Source organism: Kineococcus sp. DHX-1, from assembly GCF_042473625.1.
GTDB lineage: Bacteria > Actinomycetota > Actinomycetes > Actinomycetales > Kineococcaceae > Kineococcus.
The window spans coordinates 1,253,698-1,274,345 of record NZ_CP170445.1 but is presented as its reverse complement, the minus strand read 5'-3'; the positions used below and the strand labels follow the sequence as shown (position 1 = coordinate 1,274,345).

At 72.6% G+C, this 20,648-nt stretch carries 19 protein-coding genes; 7 read left to right on the top strand and 12 right to left on the bottom strand.

Features of this window, described 5'->3' with window-relative positions; translation table 11 throughout:
- Positions 1-2: 2 nt before the first annotated feature.
- Positions 3-1,382 carry an NtaA/DmoA family FMN-dependent monooxygenase gene (locus tag ACFEMC_RS06195; RefSeq protein ID WP_380174581.1) on the bottom strand — a complete coding sequence of 460 codons (1,380 nt, stop codon included), beginning with the start codon at positions 1,380-1,382 and terminating at the stop codon, positions 3-5.
- Positions 1,379-2,476: an LLM class flavin-dependent oxidoreductase gene (locus tag ACFEMC_RS06190; protein ID WP_380174578.1), complete on the bottom strand. Its 1,098-nt coding sequence runs from the start codon at positions 2,474-2,476 to the stop codon at positions 1,379-1,381. Before ACFEMC_RS06190 ends, ACFEMC_RS06195 begins: the two co-directional genes overlap by 4 nt.
- Before the next feature lie 238 nt (positions 2,477-2,714).
- Here ACFEMC_RS06190 and acs point away from each other — a divergent pair, with 238 nt between their 5' ends.
- Positions 2,715-4,649, top strand: a complete 1,935-nt coding sequence (gene acs / locus ACFEMC_RS06185; RefSeq protein ID WP_380174576.1) for an acetate--CoA ligase — start codon at positions 2,715-2,717, stop codon at positions 4,647-4,649.
- A gap of 88 nt (positions 4,650-4,737) precedes the next feature.
- On the opposite strand, the gene ACFEMC_RS06180 is transcribed toward acs, so the two are convergent.
- Together ACFEMC_RS06180 and ndk are read right to left on the bottom strand one after the other, a co-directional pair.
- Complete coding sequence (locus ACFEMC_RS06180) at positions 4,738-5,157, bottom strand: VOC family protein (protein WP_380174574.1); 420 nt, start codon at positions 5,155-5,157, stop codon at positions 4,738-4,740.
- A gap of 83 nt (positions 5,158-5,240) precedes the next feature.
- The gene (gene ndk / locus ACFEMC_RS06175) at positions 5,241-5,672 is read right to left on the bottom strand and encodes a nucleoside-diphosphate kinase (RefSeq protein ID WP_380174572.1); all 432 of its coding nucleotides are present in this window, start codon (positions 5,670-5,672) and stop codon (positions 5,241-5,243) included.
- Positions 5,673-5,723: 51 nt separating this feature from the next.
- Between ndk and ACFEMC_RS06170 the strand changes: the two genes are divergently transcribed.
- A complete protein-coding gene (locus ACFEMC_RS06170; protein WP_380174569.1) occupies positions 5,724-6,467 on the top strand; it encodes a helix-turn-helix domain-containing protein in 744 nt (247 codons plus the stop codon).
- Here the strand turns inward: ACFEMC_RS06170 and ACFEMC_RS06165 are convergent.
- On the bottom strand, positions 6,404-6,820 hold the full coding sequence (locus ACFEMC_RS06165; protein ID WP_380174567.1) for a VOC family protein: 417 nt from the start codon (positions 6,818-6,820) through the stop codon (positions 6,404-6,406). The genes ACFEMC_RS06170 and ACFEMC_RS06165 overlap by 64 nt on opposite strands.
- Before the next feature lie 64 nt (positions 6,821-6,884).
- Here ACFEMC_RS06165 and ACFEMC_RS06160 point away from each other — a divergent pair, with 64 nt between their 5' ends.
- Positions 6,885-7,151, top strand: coding sequence for a hypothetical protein (locus tag ACFEMC_RS06160; protein ID WP_380174565.1), 267 nt, complete (start codon positions 6,885-6,887; stop codon positions 7,149-7,151).
- 108 nt (positions 7,152-7,259) lie between these two features.
- On the opposite strand, the gene ACFEMC_RS06155 is transcribed toward ACFEMC_RS06160, so the two are convergent.
- On the bottom strand, positions 7,260-7,712 hold the full coding sequence (locus ACFEMC_RS06155; protein WP_380174563.1) for a GNAT family N-acetyltransferase: 453 nt from the start codon (positions 7,710-7,712) through the stop codon (positions 7,260-7,262).
- A 199-nt stretch (positions 7,713-7,911) separates the two neighbouring features.
- Here ACFEMC_RS06155 and ACFEMC_RS06150 point away from each other — a divergent pair, with 199 nt between their 5' ends.
- Together ACFEMC_RS06150 and ACFEMC_RS06145 are read left to right on the top strand one after the other, a co-directional pair.
- On the top strand, positions 7,912-9,369 hold the full coding sequence (locus tag ACFEMC_RS06150; protein WP_380174562.1) for a sugar porter family MFS transporter: 1,458 nt from the start codon (positions 7,912-7,914) through the stop codon (positions 9,367-9,369).
- Positions 9,370-9,376: 7 nt separating this feature from the next.
- Positions 9,377-10,042 carry a maleylpyruvate isomerase N-terminal domain-containing protein gene (locus ACFEMC_RS06145; RefSeq protein ID WP_380174560.1) on the top strand — a complete coding sequence of 222 codons (666 nt, stop codon included), beginning with the start codon at positions 9,377-9,379 and terminating at the stop codon, positions 10,040-10,042.
- Positions 10,043-10,048: 6 nt separating this feature from the next.
- Here ACFEMC_RS06145 and ACFEMC_RS06140 read toward each other — a convergent pair whose 3' ends face one another.
- The 5 genes from ACFEMC_RS06140 to ileS are packed head-to-tail and all read right to left on the bottom strand — an operon-like array spanning position 10,049 to position 16,034.
- On the bottom strand, positions 10,049-10,399 hold the full coding sequence (locus ACFEMC_RS06140; protein ID WP_380174559.1) for a hypothetical protein: 351 nt from the start codon (positions 10,397-10,399) through the stop codon (positions 10,049-10,051).
- Between the two features lie 22 nt (positions 10,400-10,421).
- Positions 10,422-10,889: a GNAT family N-acetyltransferase gene (locus tag ACFEMC_RS06135; RefSeq protein ID WP_380174557.1), complete on the bottom strand. Its 468-nt coding sequence runs from the start codon at positions 10,887-10,889 to the stop codon at positions 10,422-10,424.
- Positions 10,886-11,245, bottom strand: coding sequence for a DUF4233 domain-containing protein (locus ACFEMC_RS06130; RefSeq protein ID WP_367635733.1), 360 nt, complete (start codon positions 11,243-11,245; stop codon positions 10,886-10,888). Before ACFEMC_RS06130 ends, ACFEMC_RS06135 begins: the two co-directional genes overlap by 4 nt.
- On the bottom strand, positions 11,242-12,747 hold the full coding sequence (locus ACFEMC_RS06125; protein WP_380176628.1) for a bifunctional folylpolyglutamate synthase/dihydrofolate synthase: 1,506 nt from the start codon (positions 12,745-12,747) through the stop codon (positions 11,242-11,244). The genes ACFEMC_RS06130 and ACFEMC_RS06125 overlap by 4 nt, the downstream gene beginning before the upstream one ends.
- Positions 12,748-12,806: 59 nt before the next feature.
- The gene (ileS, locus tag ACFEMC_RS06120; RefSeq protein WP_380174554.1) at positions 12,807-16,034 is read right to left on the bottom strand and encodes an isoleucine--tRNA ligase; all 3,228 of its coding nucleotides are present in this window, start codon (positions 16,032-16,034) and stop codon (positions 12,807-12,809) included.
- Between the two features lie 522 nt (positions 16,035-16,556).
- On the opposite strand from ileS, the gene ACFEMC_RS06115 reads away from it, so the two are divergent.
- Positions 16,557-18,050, top strand: a complete 1,494-nt coding sequence (locus tag ACFEMC_RS06115; RefSeq protein ID WP_380174552.1) for a glycosyltransferase family 2 protein — start codon at positions 16,557-16,559, stop codon at positions 18,048-18,050.
- 140 nt (positions 18,051-18,190) lie between these two features.
- On the opposite strand, the gene ACFEMC_RS06110 is transcribed toward ACFEMC_RS06115, so the two are convergent.
- Positions 18,191-18,733 carry a hypothetical protein gene (locus tag ACFEMC_RS06110; RefSeq protein ID WP_380174550.1) on the bottom strand — a complete coding sequence of 181 codons (543 nt, stop codon included), beginning with the start codon at positions 18,731-18,733 and terminating at the stop codon, positions 18,191-18,193.
- Between the two features lie 374 nt (positions 18,734-19,107).
- Here ACFEMC_RS06110 and ACFEMC_RS06105 point away from each other — a divergent pair, with 374 nt between their 5' ends.
- On the top strand, positions 19,108-20,577 hold the full coding sequence (locus tag ACFEMC_RS06105; RefSeq protein WP_380174548.1) for a DUF222 domain-containing protein: 1,470 nt from the start codon (positions 19,108-19,110) through the stop codon (positions 20,575-20,577).
- Positions 20,578-20,648: the final 71 nt, after the last annotated feature.

The window sequence follows — 20,648 nt, the reverse complement described above, 5'->3', positions numbered from 1 at the left end:
CCTCAGGCGCTGTGACGGGCGGGCTGGCGGGCGGGGTCGAGTGTGCCGGACGTGCGGTGCGGGTGGCGCAGGCCGAGGTGCTCGCGCAACGTCGTCCCCGTGTACTGCGTGCGGTAGCTGCCGCGTTCCTGCAGCAGGGGGACGACGCGGTCGACGAACTCGTCCAGACCGGTCGGAGTGAGGTGCGGGACGAGGATGAACCCGTCGCAGGCGTCCGCCTGCACGTAGGCGTCGATCTCCGCCGCCACCTGCTCAGGGGTCCCCACGAACTGCTGCCGGCCCGAGACCTCGACGACGAGTTCCCTCGCGCTCCAGCCGTTCGTGGCCGCGAGGTCGCGCCACTCCCGGACGGTCTGGGCCCGGTCCTGGACCGACCGGGCCCGCCCCTGGACGATCGTCGAGGTCGGGTCGGGGTCGTCGGCCGGCAGGGGCCCCTCCGGGTCGAACCCCGTGAGGTCGCGACCCCAGGCCTGTTCGAGGAACGCGACGGCCTGCTGGGGGCCGACCTGCTGGAACCGGATCTCGCGGGCGTTCGCGCGCGCCTCCTCCTCGGTGTCCCCGAGGACGAACGAGGCCCCGGGCAGGATGCGCAGGTCGTCGCCCGAGCGGCCGCTGCGGACGGCCCGGGCCCGCAGGTCGGCGGTGAACCGGCGACCGGCCTCGAGCGTCCCGTGCATCGTGAAGATGGCGTCGGCGTAGGCCGCCCCGAAGTCGCGGCCCGCGTCGGAGTCGCCGGCCTGGAACAGGACCGGGTGCCCCTGCGGACTGCGCGGCAGCAGTCCGGGTCCACGCACGTCGAACTGCGGGCCCTGGTGCTCGACCTCGCGGACACCACGGGCGAAGACCCCGCGCACCGGGTCGGCGACGAACGCGTCCGGGCCCCAGGAGTCCCAGAACTCCCGGGCCACGTCGAGGACCTCGCGGGCCCGCACGTAGCGGTCGGCATGGGCCAGGTACCCCCCGCGGCGGAAGTTCTCCCCCGTGAACGCGTCCGAACTCGTCACGACGTTCCACGCGGCCCGGCCACCGGAGAGGTGGTCGAGGCTGGCGAACTGCCGGGCGACCTCGGCGGCCTCGTTGAACGTCGCGTTGATCGTCCCGGCCAGGCCCAGGTGATTCGTGACCGCGGCCAGCGAGTTCAGCACCGTCAGGGTGTCGGGGCGACCGACGACGTCGAGGTCGTAGATCCGTCCGCGCTGCTCGCGCAGCCGCAGTCCCTCGGCGAGGAAGAAGAAGTCCATGAGCCCGCGCTCGGCCGTGCGGGCCAGGTGCTCGAAGGAGGAGAAGTCCGTCTGGCTGCCCGCCCGCGGGTCCCGCCACACGGTGGTCTGGTTGACGCCCGGGAAGTGCGCCCCCAGGTGGACCTGACGCCTGGTGGTCATGCGGGCACCCCCTCGGCGTAGCGGCTGGCCGGTCGGGACAGGCCGAAGCGCTCCCGCAGGGTGGTGCCGTGCACCACCGGACGCGCGACCCGGGGCACGACGTCGGAGGCGAGGAGGTCGAGGGTGACCGGCAGGTCCAGCGGGACGACCCCCACCCCGCCCACGCCGTCGGGCAGGTCACCCAGCAGGTCCAGGAACGTCTCCGGGGTTCCGACGTGCCGCAGGGTGCGCGGGGCGTGGGCGGGACTCCAGGCGTCGAGCTGCGCGGCCACGTCGGCGGCCTCCGCGGCGTCCCGGCGCAGCAGCACCTCGACGTCGAGCAGGACGGTCGCCCGCGGCAGCGCGGCGGCCCACGCGGAGGCCTGGGCGGGGTCGGCCGTCTCCAGGCGGACCACGTCGGCCTCCGCGACAGCCAGCGCGAGCGAGGGCGCGTGCCGCACGGGCACCACGACGAGCGGCTGGCCCTGCGGGCTGCGCGGCGTGATCGACGGGCCCTTGACGGAGAAGAACTGCCCCGCGTGGTCGACGTAGTGGAGCTTGTCGCGGTCGACGTAGCGCCCCGTCGCCAGGTCACGGACGATCGCGTCGTCCTCCCAGGAGTCCCAGAGCCTGCGGGTGACGTCGACGGTCTCGGCGGCCTCTCCCCACAGCTCCTCGTCCGGCGCGGCGGCCTTGCGGCCGAACAGGTCCGCCTCCACCGCGGTGGTCGACACCTCCACCTGCCAGCCGGCGCGGCCCCGGCTCGTGAGGTCCAGCGTCGCGATCGCCTTCTGGGTGTGGAACGGCTCGGTGTGCGTCGTCGTGACGACCGGGACCAGCCCGGTGCGCCGGGTCAGCGGTGCGAGGTGGGCGGCGACGGCGACCGCGTCGAGACGACCGCGCTGGTCGCGCTCGTCGGCGGACTGCAGGCGGTAGGCGTCCGCGACGACCAGCAGGTCGAGGTCCGCGGCCTCGACGGTCGCGGCCAGGCGGCGCCAGTGGGCCGCGGTGAACAGCTCCTCGGGGCGGGCTGCGGGCAGGCGCCAGGCGGCGGGATGACGGCCGGCGCCGTCGAGCTCGACGGCCCAGCGGAGGGGGTGGGAACGGGACGGCACGGGAGCTCCAAGGGGGTGGTCGTGACCTGCTGGACGTGCCCGGGAGAGGTCCCGGGCGGCGGAGCGGATCAGCGACAGACGGCGGAGCGGGTGCGGCAGAGGTCGACGTGGCGGCGCTGGACGGCGACGAACGGGCGTGCGGGAGCCGCGTCCGCGCCCCCGGTGCTGTCCACGGACCCACGGTACGGCGCGGCTACGCTGCGACCAAGCCAGCCCACGCGATCCCGGAGGTCCCTGCATGCCCGACGAGCTCGTCGTCCCGCCACCGGCGGAGTTCGCCGCCCAGGCCAACGTCGGCGCCGACGAGTACGCGCGGGCGGCCGCCGACCCGCAGTCGTGGTGGGCCGAGCAGGCCCGTCGCCTGCAGTGGGACGAACCCTTCACGACGGTCTTCGACGGTTCGACCCTGCCGACGGCGCAGTGGTTCACCGGCGGGAAGCTCAACGTGGCCGTGAACTGCGTCGACCGGCACGTCGCAGCCGGCCGCGGGGACAAGGTCGCGCTGCACTGGGAGGGCGAACCGGGCGACTCCCGGACCACCACCTACGCCCAGTTGCAGGACGAGGTGTGCCGCCTCGCCAACGCCCTGGAGGAACTCGGCGTCGGGCACGGCGACCGCGTCGTCCTGTACCTGCCGGTGCTGCCCGAGACGATCGTCACCACGATGGCCTGCGCCCGGATCGGCGCGGTCGTCTCCCTCGTGTTCGGGGGTTTCTCGGCCGAGGCGCTGCGGTTCCGCGTCGAGGACACGGGCGCCAAGCTCCTCGTCTGCACCGACGGGCAGTTCCGCCGCGGGAACGCCGTGGCCGTCAAGGGTGCCGCGGACGCGGCCGTCGAGGGCCTCGACCACGTCGAGCACGTCCTCGTCCTGCGCCGCACCGGGGACCTGACGCCCGACGTGCCCTGGACCCCCGGCCGTGACGTGTGGTGGCACGACGTCGTCGACCGGCAGCCGGCCGAGCACGTCGCGCCGAGCTTCGACGCGGAGAACCCGCTGTTCATCATCTACACGTCGGGCACCACCGGGAAGCCGAAGGGGCTCGTCCACACCTCCGGTGGGTACCTGACCCACACCTCGTGGTCGCACTGGGCCGTGTTCGACGTCAAGGACGACGACGTGTACTGGTGCCAGGCCGACCTGGCGTGGGTCACGGCGCACTCATACGAGATGTACGGGCCGTTGTCCAACGGCGTGACGCAGGTGATCTACGAGGGGTCGCCGCTGACGCCGCACCCCGGCCGGCACTTCGAGGTCATCGAGAAGTACGGCGTGACGATCTACTACACGGCCCCCACGCTCGTGCGGACGTTCATGAAGCACGGGCCCGAACTGCCCGCGGGTTTCGACCTCTCGTCGCTGCGACTGCTCGGCTCCGTCGGCGAGGCGATCAACCCCGAGGCGTGGCTCTGGTTGCACCGCAACGTCGGTGGCGGCCGCTGCCCCATCGTCGACACGTGGTGGCAGTCCGAGACGGGGGCCGCCGTGGTCGCTCCCCTGCCGGGTGTGACGCCGCTCAAGCCCGGGTCGGGCACCGTCCCGCTGCCGGGGTTGTCGGCCAAAGTCGTCGACGAAGCGGGGAACGAGGTGGCACCGGGCGAGCAGGGCGTGCTCGTCATCACCGAACCCTGGCCCGGGATGGCGCGGACCGTCTGGCGCGACCACGCGCGGTTCGTCACGAGCTACTGGGAACCGTACGCGGCGCAGGGCTACTACCTCGCCGGAGACGCCGCCACGAAGGACGCCGACGGGTACGTCTGGATCGGCGGCCGCATCGACGACGTCCTCAACGTCTCGGGGCACCGGCTGTCGAGCATCGAACTCGAGTCCGCCCTCGTCTCGCACCCCCGGGTCGCGGAGGCGGCCGTCGTCGGCGCGCCCGACGAGACGACGGGCCAGCGGATCGTGGCCTTCGTCATCCTGCGCGGCCAGGGGTCGGACGAGGTGGCGGCCGAGCTGCGCGAGCACGTCGCCCAGCAGATCGGTCCCGTCGCCAAACCCCGCGACGTCGTCGTCGTGCCGGACCTGCCCAAGACCCGGTCGGGCAAGATCATGCGGCGGTTGATGGCGGACATGACCGCCGGCCGCGGCGGTGGGGACGTCACGTCGCTGCAGGACGAGACGGCCCTCGCCGCCGTCGAGACGGCGTGGGCGCAGTACGTGCAGTCCCGCTGACGCTGCGCCGCCCCCGAACGGAACGGTGACTCCCCGGTGACGATCATCGTCACCGGGGAGTCACCGTTCCACCGGGGCGAGGCTGCGCTCAGGCGGGGTTGACGCCGCCGGCCTCGGCGGCCGCGGCGACGTCCATCCAGCTGGTCTCCCAGATGTGGCCGTCGGGGTCGAAGAAGCTCGTGCCGTACATCCAGCCGTAGTCCATCGTCGGCGCGTACTCGGCGCCGCCGTTCGCGAGGGCCTTCGCCTTGAGGTCGTCGCACTCGGCGCGGTCGGCGCACGACAGCGCGACCATGACCTCGTTCGAGCCCTTCGGGGCGGCGTCGGTGTGGAGGAACTGCTTCCACTTCTCCGGCTCGTGGACGAGGACGATGATGTTCTCCTCGAGCACGACGCACGCCGTGGTCTCGTCCTCGAACTGCGGGTTGACGCTGAAGCCGAGCGCGGTGAAGAAGGTCTTGGAGACCTCCTTGTCGGCGACCGGCAGGTTGACGAAGACCATGCGCACGGTGAGCTCCTCAGCGGTCCGGGGCCGACGAGCCGGCCCTGCTGCCCTGTCGACCCCAGCCTGCCGCAGAACTCATCGGTGGGTCAGAGGTTCGGGAACCACAACCCGATCTCGCGGGCCGCGGACTCCTCGGAGTCCGAGCCGTGGACGAGGTTCTGCTGGACCTTCAGGCCCCAGTCGCGGCCGAGGTCGCCGCGGATCGTGCCCGGCGCGGCCGTCGTCGGGTCGGTGGTGCCGGCGAGCGACCGAAAGCCCTCGATGGCGCGGTGACCCTCGACGACGGCCGCCAGGACCGGACCCGACAGCATGAACTCGACGAGGGGCTCGTAGAACGGCTTGCCCTCGTGCTCGGCGTAGTGGCCGGCGAGCAGTTCGCGCGTCGCGGTGCGCAGCTCGACGGCGACGAGGGTGTAGCCCTTGGCCTCGATGCGGCGCAGGACCTCCCCCGACAGGTTGCGGCGCACCCCGTCGGGCTTGACGAGGACGAGGGTGCGCTGGGCTGGGGTCTCGGTCACGCCGACGACCCTAGCGGGACGGGCCGCCGCTCCTGGGTGTGGACTGGGGGCGTGGACCGGACGGGCTACCGCGAGCGCGCGTCGTCGGTGCCGGGCGCCGTCGTCTGGACCAGCGCGTCGGCCGGCGCGCCCACGGGTCAGGTGCTGCCGGACGGGTGCATGGACCTGCTGTGGCGCAGCGACACCGGACGGCTGCTCGTCGCCGGGCCCGACACCGTCCCGCAGCCCGCGGAGGGCCGGCCGGGGGTCCGGTGGACGGGACTGCGCCTGTCCCCCGGCCACGCACCTGCGGTCCTGGGCGTGCGGGCGGAGGAGCTGCGCGACCGCCGCGTCGACCTGGCCGACCTCTGGGGCGCGGCCCGCGTCCGGCCGCTCACCGCGAGGGTGGCCGCGAGCGCCGCCCCGGGGACCGTCCTGGAGGCCGTCGCCGGGGGCGGGCCCGCCGCCGACCCGGCCCTGGACCACGTCGTACGGGCCCTGATCGCGGGCCGTCCCGTGGCGGCGGTCGCCGCCGACCTCGACGTCAGCGAACGGACGTTGCACCGCCGCAGCCTGGCCGCGTTCGGCTACTCGCCCCAGCTCCTCGCGCGCGTCCTGCGCTTCCGGCGGGCCCTGGCGTCGTTGCGGGCGGGTCACCCGCCCGTCGAGGTGGCCGCCGGGCTCGGCTTCACCGACCAGGCGCACCTGACGCGGGAGGTGCGCCGGTTCGGCGGGACGACCCCCGGCGCGCTTCAACCCGGCAGCGGCGCGAAGAGGTCGACGGCACCGCCGTCGGGGTCGAGCACCGTCGCGTAGCGCTGCCCCCAGACCGCGCCGAACGGCGCGAGGTGGACGGGCGCGCCGGCGTGCGTCAGCTCGGCGAAGAGCGCGTCGACGTGCGCCGGGCTCGCGCAGAGGAAGGCGAGGCTGGTCCGGTTGCCGGCGGCCTCCCGCGTGTACGAGGGATCGAAGGACCGGATGGTCTCCTCGGTGTCCCACGCCAGGCGCAGGCCGCCGGGCAGCGTCGTCTCGACGTGCGGGGCCCCGTCGCCGTCGGTGGGCAGGTCGAGGCCGAGGCGGCGGTAGAAGGCCAGCGAGGCGGCCATGTCGGCGACGACGAGGCCGACGAGGTCGAGGCGGGGCGAGGGCTGGGGCGTGGGTTCGGTCATGCGTCCGAGGGTCCCGTGACCGGGCGCCTCCCGTCTTGCACGCATCGGACACCTCGTGTGCGGGGTGCGCCAGGATGTCGGGGGGCGTCACGACCGCGAGGACACCGCCGCCCAGGAAGAGGCGCTGCGCGCCGCCCGTGAGGAAGCCGCGCAGGTCCTCGCCGAGCTCGCCGCCGAGGCGAAGTCGTTGTCGAAGGCCTACGCCGGACGGACGGCCCGCCTGCCCGACGGCTCCGCGCTGGCCGGCCTCGTCGACGCCGCCCGTCGCGCCGAGGAGGCCGTCGACATCGCCGCGCACGACCTCGCCACCGCGCGCGGTGAGGACGCCTGAGCCCCTCCCCCGGCCAGCCCGTCCCGCGTGGAAAGCACTCCCTCCGCCCTTCCCGCCCGCCCTCCGACGGCGGAAAAAACACCTTCCGCCCTCCGGTGGCCCGGTGGATCAGAGCGTCAGGGCGTACGTCCGGTAGGTGGTGTCGAGCACCCAGCCCTCGCTCTCGTAGAGGGCCTGCGCGGTGGTGTTGGTGTGCGCCGTCTCCAGGACGGCGGTCGTCGCGCCCGCCGCGCGCGCGTGGTCGGCGACCGCACGCAGCAGCGCCCGCCCGACGCCCAGACCCCGGGCGGACGGGTCGACGAAGAGGTCGTACAGGACCCAGGCGGGAGCCAGCTCCAGCGAGGCCCACGTCGGGTAGCACTGCGCGAACCCGACGACCCGCCCCCCGACCGCGGCGAGCAGGACGACGCTCTCGCCGTTCGCGAAGCGCGCCGTCAGGTACGCGGACACCTCGGCGGGTGGGCGGGGGCACTCATAGAACTCGAGGTAGCCGGCGAAGAGCCGCGCCACCTCACCCACGTCGGCCACGTCCGCCCGTCGCACCACCACGTCGCCGCCCATGGCGACACCCTGGCAGCCCGCCGCGTCGGGGCGGAAGGTGTGCTCCCGGCCCCGGAGAGTCGCCTGGAAGGGCGGAAAGAGTGTTTTCCACGCGGGCTGGGCGGCGGCTGTGGGGGTTCGGGGTGCGGAGATCGTGTCCTGGGCGGACCATCGTGGGCGGGCTCCGGGCTCGGGGTTCCGTGCACCGAGGGAGAACCGCATGAGTTCGGAGAGCGCGCCAGGGCGCGACGTCAACGTCGACGACGAGAAGCACACCACGACGAAGGTGGTGATGATCTCGGTCGTGGCCGCCATCGGCGGGTTCCTCTTCGGGTTCGACACCTCCGTGATCAACGGGGCCGTCAAGGCCGTGACCAACCAGTTCTCGCTGTCGGACGGACTGTCCGGGTTCGCCGTGTCCTGCGCCCTCCTCGGCGCGGCCGTCGGCGCCTGGTTCGCCGGGCGCATCGCCGACCGGTTCGGCCGCAAGTCCGTCATGGTCGTCGGCGGCCTGCTGTTCGCCATCGGCGCGGTCGGATCCGCGTTCGCCTTCGCCGTCTGGGACCTCATCCTGTGGCGCGTCGTCGGCGGCGTCGGTGTCGGTGTGGCCTCCGTCATCGCCCCGACCTACATCGCCGAGGTCGCGCCTGCGCACATCCGCGGCCGGCTCGCCTCGCTGCAGCAGCTCGCCATCACCGTCGGCATCTTCGCCGCCCTCCTCTCGGACGCCTTCATCGCCAACACGGCCGGGTCCGCCGAGAACACGACGTGGCTGGGCTGGGAGGCGTGGCGGTGGATGTTCCTCGTCGGCGTCGTTCCCTCCGTCATCTGGGCCTTCCTGGCCCTGCAGGTCCCGGAGTCCCCGCGCTACCTCATCGCCAAGGGTGAGACCCAGCGGGCCGGCGAGGTCCTGCGTGAGGTCCTCGGCACCCGCAGCATGGACGCGGTGCAGCGCAAGGTCGCCGAGATCAAGAACTCGATGCGCCGGGAGCACGACCCCAGCCTGCGCGACCTCAAGGGCCCGAAGTTGGGCCTGCTGCCCGTCGTCTGGGTCGGCATCCTGCTCTCCGTCCTGCAGCAGGGCGTCGGCATCAACGTCATCTTCTACTACTCCACGACCCTGTGGCAGGCCGTCGGGTTCAAGGAGTCGGACGCCTTCACGACGTCGGTCATCACGGCCGTCACGAACGTCGTCGTGACGTTCATCGCCATCGCGACCGTCGACAAGATCGGCCGCAAACCGCTCCTGACCGTCGGGTCTGCGGGCATGTTCGTGTCGCTCACCGTCATGGCGATCGCGTTCTCCCAGGCCGGTGGGTCGACCGAGAACCCGACCCTGCCCGACCCGTGGGGACCCATCGCCGTCGTCGCGGCCAACGTGTACGTCATCTCGTTCGGGGCGACGTGGGGACCGGTCGTCTGGGTGCTGCTCGGGGAGATGTTTCCGAACAAGATCCGCGCCGCGGGTCTGGCCGTCGCGGCCGCCGCGCAGTGGCTGGCGAACTTCGCCATCTCCACGAGCTTCCCCGCCCTCGCCGGCATCGGGCTCCAGTTCGCCTACGGCCTCTACGCCCTCATCGCGCTGCTGTCGTTCGTGTTCGTCCGCAAGGCCGTGCGGGAGACCAAGGGCCGGGAGCTGGAGGACATGGACGAGGACGCGCCGGCGGCGGCGCGGTGACGACGTCGTGACTCTCCACCTCGACCACGCGGAGGGGCGCGACGCACTGCTCGACGAACTCGCCGAGTGGGAGCGGCTCCTGGGGGCGTTCGACGACCTCGACGCCCCCAGCCGCTGCGACGGCTGGACGTGCGGGCAGGTGCTCGCGCACGTGCACCTGGGTCTGCAGGACGTCGCCCTCGCCCTGCTCGCGGTCGAGGCACCGGGCGAGGTCACGGTGGACGCGGCGGGCTACTGGACGCGGTACCCGGCCGCGTCCGACCCCGCCGTCGGATCGGCGTTCCTGGCCGGTCTGGTGGCCGCCTACCCACGTCCGACCGCCCTCACGGCCCACGTGGCCGGCACCGTCCGCGGGCTGGCCCGTGGGGTGGAACGGGCGTCCGAGGGACGGATCACCTTCCAGGACATGACGTTCTCGACCGGCGACTTCCTCGGCAGCTGGGCCGTCGAGCTCGCCGTCCACCACCTCGACCTCGAGCTCATCGCGGACCCGCCCGCGGCGAGCGCACTCCGCCTGGCCCGGCGGACGGTCGAGGACCTCACGGAAGCGGCGGTCCCCGAGGACTGGGACGACGCCACCGTCGTCCTCGCCGGGACCGGACGGGTCGCGCTCAGCGACGCGGAGGCCGGACGCCACCCCGGACTGCGCGAGGCGTTCCCCGTCCTGCGCTGAGGACCCTCACTCCACGACGACGTGCGCTCGGACGGTGCGCCCGTCGGTGCCCTCAGACTGGTTCCCGGCGACCCAACCCTGCTGCTCGGCGTAGGCGAGCATCCCCTCGAACTGCTCGTCCCACCCCGCGTCGGCGCCCTCGGCGTGCGCGGTCTCCCGCAACCAGGAGACGAAGACGCGGACGTGCGCGTCGGCGACGTCGTCACCCGCGGCGTCGAGCTCCCCCACCGATCCCAGGACGGCGGACAGGTCGCTGACGGACGTCCCCGAGGGAACGGTCACGTCGAACGAGGTGAAGACGTCGTGGTCGAGCAGTTCGGCGGGCTGGGCCGCGGTGGGGTCGACGGCGATGCGCACGGCGGGTACCTCCAGGACGTCGTCAGGACCGGGACATCCGGACCTCGGGAACACCCGTCGCGGCGTCGAGCTGGTCGCTGCCGGGGACGACGGTGAACCCGTGCCGAGCGTAGAACCTGCGGGCCCGGAGGTTGTCGCGGAACACCCACAACTCCGCCGGTCGATCACCGACCGCGCGCAGCAGCAGCTCGTCCCCGAGACCCGTGCCGCGGTGGTGGGCCGCCACGTAGAGGCTGCGCAGCTCCCAGCGCGGATCCCCGGGGATCCAGCTCACGACGCCGGCGACGGCCCCCGACCCGGGTTCCTCCGCCAGCGCGCACCCCCGTGCGCCCGTCCGGAGCGTCTCCGTCCACCGCACCAGCCGCTCGGGGACGCGCTGCGCCCGCAGGAACGCGTCCGGGACGAGCCCCGCGTAGCACTCGTCCCACGTCCGCGTCTGGAACTCGGCGACCGCGAGCGCGTCGTCGGCCACCACGTCCCGGACGATCACTCCCGGGCCATCCTCCGCGCCACCTCCGCCTGCTCGCGCTCGATCCGGTTGCCGATGACGATCGAGCAGATCCAGATGACCGCGAACACCCCGCCGACGACGAACATCAACGGCACCACGAAACCCCCGGCGATGATGACCACCTGGAGGACCCACCCCAGCGCGTAGCCGCCGCGGCGCCGCAGCATCCCCGCCGCCAGCAAGCACAGGAGCACGAGCACGCCCCCGACGACGAGGTACGTCGAGCTGCGCTGCTCCATCGGCACGAGCCCGTAGGCCACCAATGTCGCGAAGAACACGATGAGCGCCTCGCTGCCGAGGGTCGTCGCGGCCATGAGCCGCTTGGGGTTCCTCACTGCTTCCCCTTCCCCAGCAACGCGCGCGCGTCGCCGGCGAGGACGACCGACCCGGCCACGACGACCCCGGCGCCGGACCCCCCGATGCCGCCGCCCGCGCCCGCCTCGGCTTCCGCGAGGTCGACGGCGGTGGCGATGGCCTCGTCCAGCCGTTCGACGACGTGGACGCGGTCCTCGCCGAAGACGTCCTCGGCGAGTTCGGCCAGCTCGGACGGCTCCATGCCGCGCGTGGAGCTCGAGCGGGTGACGACCACCTCGGCGAGGACCGGCTCGAGGGCCTGCAGCACCCCCTCGACGTCCTTGTCCGCCATGACGGCCACGACCCCGACGAGACGGCTCAGCGTGAACGCCTCGGCGATCGCCGCGGCCAGGGCCTGCGCCCCGGCCGGGTTGTGCGCCGCGTCGGCCAGGATCAGCGGCGACGTGCGCAGCACCTCCAGGCGTCCCGGCGAGGAGGCGTCGGCGAACGCGGCCTCGACCAGCCCGGGCGACAACGTCCCGCCCGGAAGGGCGAGCAGGGCCTCGGCCGTCGAGAGCGCCACGGCGGCGTTCTCGGCCTGGTGGGCGCCGTGCAGGGGCAGGAACACGTCGGAGTACAGCCCGCCGCGCGTGCGCAGCGAGACCTGCTGGCCGCCGACGGCCAGCGCCCGCTCCTCGACCCCGAAGTCGAACCCCTCCCGCACGACGGTGACGCGTTCGGCGGCGGCCTTGGCCAGCAGCACCGCGCCGGCCTCCTCCTCCTGCTTGCCCAGCACGACGGTCGACCCGTGCTTGATGATCCCGGCCTTCTGCCCGGCGATCTCCTCCAGCGTCGAACCGAGCCACGTCTCGTGGTCCATCGACACCGGCGTGACCACCGCGACGTCGGGCTGCACGACGTTCGTGGTGTCCCACGTGCCGCCGAGACCGGTCTCGACGACGGCGACGTCGACGGGGGTGTCCGCGAAGGCCGCGAACGCCATGAGCGTCAGCACCTCGAAGAAGCTGAGCCGCGGTTCCCCGCGTTCGGCCGCCCGCTCGTCGACGATCGTCACGACGGGTTCGACGTCGTCCCAGGCCCGCACGAAGGCCGCGTGCGTGATGGGCTCCCCGTCGATCGAGATGCGCTCGGTGATGTCGACGAGGTGCGGGCTGGTGAACCGGCCTGTCCGAAGGTCGTGCTCGCGGACCAGCCGCTCCACCATGCGCGCCGTCGACGTCTTCCCGTTGGTGCCGGCCAGGTGCACGACGCGGTAGGCCAGCTGCGGGTCGCCCAGCAGCCCGCACGCCTCGCGCACGCGGTCCAGGGTCGGGTGGATCCGGTGCTCGGGGTTGCGGTCGAGGATCTGCGCGACGACGTCGGCGAACCGGTCGTCCTCCTCCTCGACAGGCCCCGCCGGGAGCAGGCGACCCTCGGTGCTGACCCGCGGGGACCGGTGGTCCTGCGGGACCCGTCCGCGCCGCATCCCGTCGGTCCCGAACGCCTCCCCCGTGTCGTCGGTGCCGTCGCCGAGAGGACCCATGAGCTCCTCGAGCTCGCGGTCCCCGTCGTCGCCCCGGTCGTCGCCGTGTCCCGGCACGTTCACCGCTGCCCCCCGACCTCGTCGGCGCGCTGCACCGCGATGCGGACCTCGTGCCCCTCGACCGTTCCCACGAGCGTCGCCTCCTCCGTGCTGATCGCCGACGCCGAGCCGCTCGACCCGAACTGCTGGGCCAGCGTCTCGGTCACGACGAGGTTCTGGTGGGTCACGAGCGCCTCCCAGACGGGACCGTCCGCGGCCACGGTCAACCGGATGCGGTCGCTGACGTGCAGCCCCGCGTCGCGGCGGGCCTGCTGGACGAGGCGGACCACGTCGCGCGCGATCCCCTCGGCCGCCAGCTCCGGCGTCACCGTGGTGTCGAGGACGACGAAACCCCCGCCCTCGAGCGCCGACGTCGAGACGCCGGTGTCGGCGCCCTCGACCGTCGTCGTCAGTTCGTACTCGCCCTCGACGAGTTCGATCCCGCCCGCCACGACGGTGCCGTCGGGTCGTTCGGTCCAGTCACCGCTCTTGGACCCCTTGATCGCCTGCTGAACCTGCTTGCCCAGGCGCGGGCCGGCCGCACGGGCGTTGACGGTCAGCTTGGCGACGACGCCGTACTCGGTGGCGCGATCGATCGGTGCGAGCGCGACCTGCCGCACGTTCACCTCGTCCGCGACGAGCTGGGCGAAGGGTTCCAGCGCCGCCGGGTCGGCGACGAGGACCTCGAGCTTGTCCAGCGGCAGCCGGACGCGCAGGCCGTGCGCCTTGCGCAGCGCCAGCGCGCTGGAGCACGTCGCCCGCACCTCGTCCATGGCGGAGACGAGGGCCGGGTCGCTCGGCAGGTCCAGCGGGTCCGGCCAGTCGGTGAGGTGCACCGAGCGACCACCCGTCAGCGTCCGCCAGATCTCCTCGGAGAACAGCGGGAGCAGCGGCGCGAGCATCCGCGTCGTCGTCTCGAGCACCGTGTGGAGGGTGTCGAAGGCGTCGCGGGCGCGCTCGGACTCCCCGTCCCAGAACGCCGCCCGGGAACGGCGGACGTACCAGTTCGTGAGGGAGTCCAGGAACTGCCGCGACGTCTCGCACGCCCCGGCGATGTCGTACACGTCGAGCTGCTCCGTCACCTGCGCGACGGTGTCGTGCAGCTTGGCCAGCACGTACCGGTCCAGGACGTCGGTCGACGTCGTGCGCCAGCGCGGGGTGTGGCTGGAGGTGCCCGAGTACAGCTGGAAGAACTGGAAAGTGTTCCACAGCGGCAGCAGCACCTGGCGCACCGAGTCGCGGATGCCCTGCTCGGTGACGATGAGGTTCCCACCGCGCAGCACGGGGGAACTCATGAGGAACCACCGCATGGCGTCGGAGCCGTCGCGGTCGAGCACCTCGGACACGTCCGGGTAGTTGCGCAGCGACTTGCTCATCTTGCGGCCGTCGTCGCCGAGCAGGATCCCGTGCGAGACGCACGTGCGGAACGCGGGCCGGTCGAAGAGCGCCGTGGCCAGGACGTGCAGGGTGTAGAACCAGCCGCGCGTCTGCCCGATGTACTCGACGATGAAGTCGCCCGGGTAGTGGCTCTCGAACCAGTCGGTGTTCTCGAACGGGTAGTGCACCTGCGCGAACGGCATCGACCCGGACTCGAACCAGCAGTCGAGGACCTCCGGGACGCGGCGCATGGTCGAGCGCCCCGTCGGGTCGTCGGGGTTGGGCCGCGTCAGCTCGTCGACGTGGGGGCGGTGCAGGTCGGTCGGCCGCACGCCGAAGTCGCGTTCGAGGTCGTCCAGCGATCCGTACACGTCGACCCGCGGGTAGTTCGGGTCGTCCGACGTCCACACCGGGATCGGGCTGCCCCAGTAGCGGTTGCGGCTGATCGACCAGTCGCGCGCCCCCTCCAGCCACTTGCCGAACGAGCCGTGCCGGACGTGCTCGGGAACCCAGGTGATCTGCTCGTTCAGCTCGACCATGCGGTCGCGGATCGCCGTGACCTTGACGAACCAGCTCGACACGGCGCGGTAGATGAGCGCGTTGCCGCAGCGCCAGCAGTGCGGGTAGGAGTGGTCGTACGTCTCCAGCCGCAGCAGCAGCGCCCCGGACGGGACGCCGTCGCGCAGCGTGCGGTTGATCTCCTTGTTCGCTTCGAAGACGTGCATCCCGGCGAAGTCGCGGACCTCGCTGGTGAACGTGCCGTTCGAGGCGACGGGGACGACCGGGACGATCCCGGCCGCGTCGGTGACGAGCTTGTCGTCCTCACCGAAGGCGGGGGCGATGTGCACCATCCCCGTGCCGGAGTCGGTCGTGACGTAGTCGGCGGCCAGGACCTGGTGGGCGTTCTCGCGGCCCTCGAAGTAGTCGAAGGGCGGGACGTAGCGCCGGCCGAGCAGGTCGGCGCCGCGCTTGCGCGCCACGACGCGGTCGGCGGCGTCCTCGCCCAGTTCGCGGGCGTAGTGGGGCAGCCGGTCCGCGGCGAGCAGGAACGTACGTCCCTCGTGGTCGCCGGTCCCCGTGACGACGACGTACTCCAGGTCCGGGTGGACGGCCATCGCGAGGTTGCTGGGCAGCGTCCACGGCGTCGTGGTCCAGATCAGGCCCAGCACGCCGTCGAGGTCGTCGCCCTCGTCGGTGAACCGGAAACCGACGGTCACCGCGGGGTCCTGCCGGTTGCGGTAGACGTCGTCCAGGCGCGTCTCGGAGTTGCTCAGCGGCGTCTCGCAGCGCCAGCAGTAGGCCAGGACGCGGAACCCCTCGTAGACGAGCCCCTTGTCCCACAACGTCTTGAAGGCCCACATGACCGACTCCATGTAGTCGGTGTCGAGGGTCTTGTAGTCGTTCTCGAAGTCCACCCAGCGCGCCTGGCGGGTGACGTACTCCTCCCACTCCTTCGTGTACTTCAGCACGGAGGTGCGGCAGGCGTCGTTGAACGCCGCGACGCCGAGCTCGTCGATCTGCGACTTGTGCGTGATGCCCAGCTGCTTCTCGGCCTCGACCTCGGCGGGCAGGCCGTGGGTGTCCCAGCCGAAGCGGCGCTCGACCTGGTGCCCGCGCATGGTCTTGTAGCGCGGCACGAGGTCCTTGACGTAACCGGTCAGCAGGTGGCCGTAGTGCGGCAGGCCGTTGGCGAAGGGCGGGCCGTCGTAGAAGACGAACTCCCCGGCCGCGGAGCCCGTGCGGGCCTCGACGCTGGCGCGGAACGTGTCGTCGGCGCGCCAGGAGTCCAGGACTGCGCGCTCGATGTCGGGGAAGCTCGGCGCGCTCTGCGCTTCGCCGGCCTGGGGGGCTTCCGTCACGTCCTCGGACACCGTGTCTCCTCGACTGAAGTGCTCCAGCCGCGAGGACGACGCCCGCCGGGGCCGGCGGTGCCGCGGTACCACCCCGCTTGCCGCCCACGCCCTCCCCTGCGGGAAGAACGGGACGACCGCTCTCGTCCGGCTGTCACGGGCCGCACCCGTCCGGTTCTAGTGAGGTGCCCGGGGGCACCCGTTCTTCCGGAGGCTCACCGGTGATGGCCGGATCGACGCCTGTGCGCCCATCCTAACCGGCGCCGGCCCGCCGGTCTTCCCCGTTCGCCCGCGCCCCTCGCGCTCCCGTCACCGGCGACGACGGTGTGTGACATCGGGTGTCGACGACCGCGAGCACTCGTCACCGGGAGTGACGGAGACGGGTCCACACGGTCGGTAGGTGAGCGCAGCGTTACCCCTAGCGGCGGAACGGAGCTGTTGAAGGAGCAATCGGCTACCTAACGTCACTGACGAGCCCCACCGCACCACGCAGCCCCAGCCCTGAGCCCGAAGCCCTGAGCCCCGCCCACGGAGGCAGCCCCCATGGCCGTGCAAGACCTCGCCCCGCTCCTCGTCCAGCCCGAGCCCCGCATCGTCGAGGGGACCGTCCTGCCCCGGACGTCCGTCCCCGCCCCCCGCTCCGGCCTCGCCGAGCGCCTGGCCGACACGGCCGTCACCGCCCGCCGCGCGCTCGAGGTCACGATCCACCGGCTGCGCTACCGCCCCGCGACCCGCCGCGTCGCGAAGATGGCCGTCCTGCTGCCGGCCCACAACGAGGAGTCCGACATCGAGGCGTGCCTCGACTCGCTCGTGGCGCAGACCCGCACCCCCGACCTCATCGTCGTCATCGCGGACAACTGCACCGACGACACGGTGAAGATCGCCCGCCGCTACAAGGGCATCAAGGTCATCGAGACCTCCGGGAACACCGACGCCAAGGTCGGGGCCCTGGCCACCGGGTACGCCGAGTTCCTCGCCGGCGGCGCCTTCGACGTCATGGTCAGCATGGACGCCGACGTCGTCCTGGACCCCGACTGCCTCGCCGACCTCGAGGCCGAGCTCCTCAAGACGCCCAGCGCGGCGGCCGTGTCGGCCAAGTACCACTTCGCCGAGGGCCAGGGCGGCTGGTTCAACCGCCAGCTCGTCCGCGCGCAGAAGATGGACTTCACCCAGTTCCAGGTCCGCGCCAACGAGCGCGCCCGCCGCACCACCATCGTCGGCGGCCAGTGCTCCGCGTTCCGGTTCTCGGCCATCGACGAGGTGACCCGCCGGCACCGCCGCGCGGCCCCCTGGACGAACGAGACGGCCACCGAGGACGCGCAGCTCGGCCTGGAACTGCAGGAGATGGGCTGGACGACGGTCATGTCGGCCACCGCCCGCGCCCAGGTCGGCGCGATGCCGACCGTGCGTGCCCTGTCCGGCCAGCGCGCCAAGTGGAACGCCGGCCTCATCGCGCTCATGACGAGCATGCCGCTGTCCAAGCGCACGCTGCCCTTCTGGCTGCAGCACATCGGCCTGGGCCTCAACGTGTTCATGCGCCTGGCCTTCGTCGCCCTGCTCGCCGCCTCGGTCTCCACCCACCAGTTCGTGTGGTCCTGGTGGTGGATCACCCCGACCGCCCTCGCGGCGCTCTACCAGCTGAAGATGGCGCACCTGTCCCCCCACCGTCGCGGCGCCGACTACCTGTTCGCCGCCCTGTGGCTGCCGGGTGAGGCGTGGCTGTGGTTCTCGGGCTGGAACACCGCCAAGTCCTGGATGACGCACCTGCTCGGCACCCGCCGTGACCTCTGGGCCGCCCAGGCCGCGGCCGAGGCCGGCAAGCGCTCCGGCGGCGGCGCCGGCGCCCTGCTCGGCACGATCGTCGGTTCGGTCGTCGTCTCCTCCGTCGGTGCGTGGTACTGGCTGACGCAGGCCAGCGTCGAGTTCCAGCGCGTGGTGCTGACCGTCGGCTGGCGCTCCCTCGCCTTCATGACGATCGTCGCGAGCATCCTGCTGCTCATCAAGCTGCTCCGCCCGACCCGCGGGCTCACCGCCTGAGCTCAAACCCCCGCCGAACGGCCCGGACCCCACCAGGTCCGGGCCGTTCGGCGTTTGCCTGACAGGCGTCGGCGCGTGTCAGACCGCCGTCGGGGAGCCGTCCGAGCGGCAGGATCGGCGGCACACCCAGCCGGCCCGACCTAGGTGGCGGGCGGGATGCGCGGGTGTCCGGCCGGCTGGCCCCACAACCACACGTCCGCCTCGTCCAGCGCTGCCCGCAACGCCTCCCCCGGGCTGTTCGCCACCCACCCGCTGGCCGGGAACTCGACACCCGGGACGGGGATGGAGACCGTCCAGGACCAGGGCTCGGGCGACGCCCTGCGGTCGTGCCGCACCGTCAACTCCAGGCCGGCCTCATCGCGCGGGAGGTGGCAGCACAGGCGGGAGGCGTCGGCCAACAGCGGCGACCACCCCCGCCAGGACGCAGGGGCGCCGAAGACGTCGGCAGCCAGCCCCACCGGCAGCGACACCCCTCCCTCGGCGCCCTCGGCGAGGGACCTGCTGAACTCCTCCACCGCCCCGGCGGGATGGCCTGCCAGCTCGCTCCTGGTCACGGTCGAGTCCGCCGGACCGTCGATGACCTCCCACGACAGGTCGGCAGCATCGCCTCCCAGCGGGCTGAAGGGCACGTACGCGAGGGTGAAGCCGTGCACACCGGACGTCGGCACCTGCTGGAGCAGCATCCACACCAGCCGTCGAGACGGCCTCCTCCACGTCCGACCACGGCCGCGGGTCAGCCCAGCCCTTGGCTCCGCTCGGCACGTCGAGGTCCGGTCGGTAGGTCACCACAGCAGCATGGCCTGACGCAGAGGTTCGCGTATCCCTGCACTGGCGGAACTCCATCGTGCACCGTCGACGACGAACAGTGGCAGCAGCTGCCGTCCCGGGTGCGCTGCAACACCGGCGGATGCACACGGTCCATGCTGCCGGTCTTGGCAACCGTGACGTTGTGGAGAACCTCTCATCCACAATCGACAGCGTGTGAACCGTTGCCGCACAAGAAGTTACGACGCTTCAGGCCTACCCCTACAGGGTTTGTTCGACTACCCTGGAACACGTGACCCCCACCGCCCAGCACGCAGCCCAGGACGCCCTCACGCGCCTGAACGCCGCGCTGGACGACCTCCTCACCCTGCCCCTGGGAACCCTCGACCGCGACGACATCGACGCCGCGGTGCGGAGTACCTACCGGCTGGGGAACCGTCTCGACGGCGTGAAACTCCGCCTCGTGCGCGCCGCTCTGGACCGCACCACCGACGGCACCGTCACCGACCTGCTCGCCACCACCCCGGTCAACCTCTCCCGCACCCACGCCCGCAAGGACGTCGCCGCCGCCCGCCACACCGACCCCGACGTCCTCGAGACCGGAGGCTGGGACGGGCGCATCGGCGGGCTGCACGGCGACCGGGGTTCCCTCGCCCGCCTCGGCGCGCAACTCACCACGGGCAAGACCACCCTCGCCCACGTCCACAGCGCGGTGTCGGCGTTGCGGTCCATCCCCACCCCACTGCGCCGCGGCACCGTCCCGGTCCAGGTCACGTCCGAGTCCGGGCACCTGGAATGGACCGAACAGAAGCGCTCCGATCTCATCGACGGGTTCTTCAGCGCCGTCGCCGCCACCCAGCCCCTGGGCACCACCCGACAACTCATCGACGACGTCCTGGTCAGCCTCGACCCCGACCGATCCGACCGGCACACCCCCGACCTCGAACCGGACACCACCAGCCGCCGCGCCCTCACCTTCACCCGCCACCACGGCCTGCTGCGCATGACCGTCGACCTCGACGAGGCCGCCGCCGTCATCGTCCGCGCCGCCGTCGACGCCGCCTCCCGCCCCGACCCCACCACCAGCGACAACGCGAACGAGCCCGACACGCGCTCCACCATGCAGCGCCGCCACGACGGCCTCGTGCACCTCATCACCACCGGCGCGCACCACCCCGCCAGCGCCATCGACCCCGTCACCACCCACAAGGCCACCGTCGTCCTGCGCGCCACCCTCACCCACGACGGCACCATCGACACCACCACCGCCACCGTCGACGGGCACGGCCCCGTCAACGACGCGACCGTCCGCGCCGCCACCTGCGACGCCGACACCTCCGTCGCGGTCCTGGACCGCCTCGGCCGGCCCCGCTCCCTGCACACCCTGGACCGGCACGCCAGCACCGCCCAACGCCTCCTGGTCGCCGAACGCGACCGCGGCTGCACCGCCCCCGGCTGCGGCGCCCCGGCCTGGGCCTGCCACTACCACCACGTCATCCACTGGTCCGACGGCGGACCCACCAGCATCGACAACCTCATCCTGCTGTGCGGCCGGCACCACCGCGCCCTGCACGCCGGACGACTCGAAGCCCGCTTCGCCGACGACGGGCTGCCGCAGACCCGCACCCTGCACCGACACCTCGGACGGCTCGCCGACCCCGGACCGTGGACACGCAACGACCACCCCGGACTCCTCGCCAAGGCCCGAGAACTCGCCCGCGCCCTGCAGCAAGACGACCCACCCGACCGCGCCGCTGCCTGAAGCGCCCGGTGGGGTGGAGGGGTGCCGTGGTCCTGGCAGGTGATTACCAGGGACCGCCGGTACCGCTTACC

Bases quoted from the DNA above. Each gene is read 5' to 3' on its own strand.
- ACFEMC_RS06195 (WP_380174581.1), bottom strand. From the start codon at position 1,382: ATGACCACCAGGCGTCAGGTCCACCTGGGGGCGCACTTCCCGGGCGTC.
- acs (WP_380174576.1), top strand. From the start codon at position 2,715: ATGCCCGACGAGCTCGTCGTCCCGCCACCGGCGGAGTTCGCCGCCCAG.
- ACFEMC_RS06165 (WP_380174567.1), bottom strand. From the start codon at position 6,820: ATGACCGAACCCACGCCCCAGCCCTCGCCCCGCCTCGACCTCGTCGGC.
- ACFEMC_RS06155 (WP_380174563.1), bottom strand. From the start codon at position 7,712: ATGGGCGGCGACGTGGTGGTGCGACGGGCGGACGTGGCCGACGTGGGT.
- ACFEMC_RS06150 (WP_380174562.1), top strand. From the start codon at position 7,912: ATGAGTTCGGAGAGCGCGCCAGGGCGCGACGTCAACGTCGACGACGAG.
- ACFEMC_RS06125 (WP_380176628.1), bottom strand. From the start codon at position 12,747: ATGGGTCCTCTCGGCGACGGCACCGACGACACGGGGGAGGCGTTCGGG.
- ACFEMC_RS06115 (WP_380174552.1), top strand. From the start codon at position 16,557: ATGGCCGTGCAAGACCTCGCCCCGCTCCTCGTCCAGCCCGAGCCCCGC.
- ACFEMC_RS06110 (WP_380174550.1), bottom strand. From the start codon at position 18,733: ATGCTGCTCCAGCAGGTGCCGACGTCCGGTGTGCACGGCTTCACCCTC.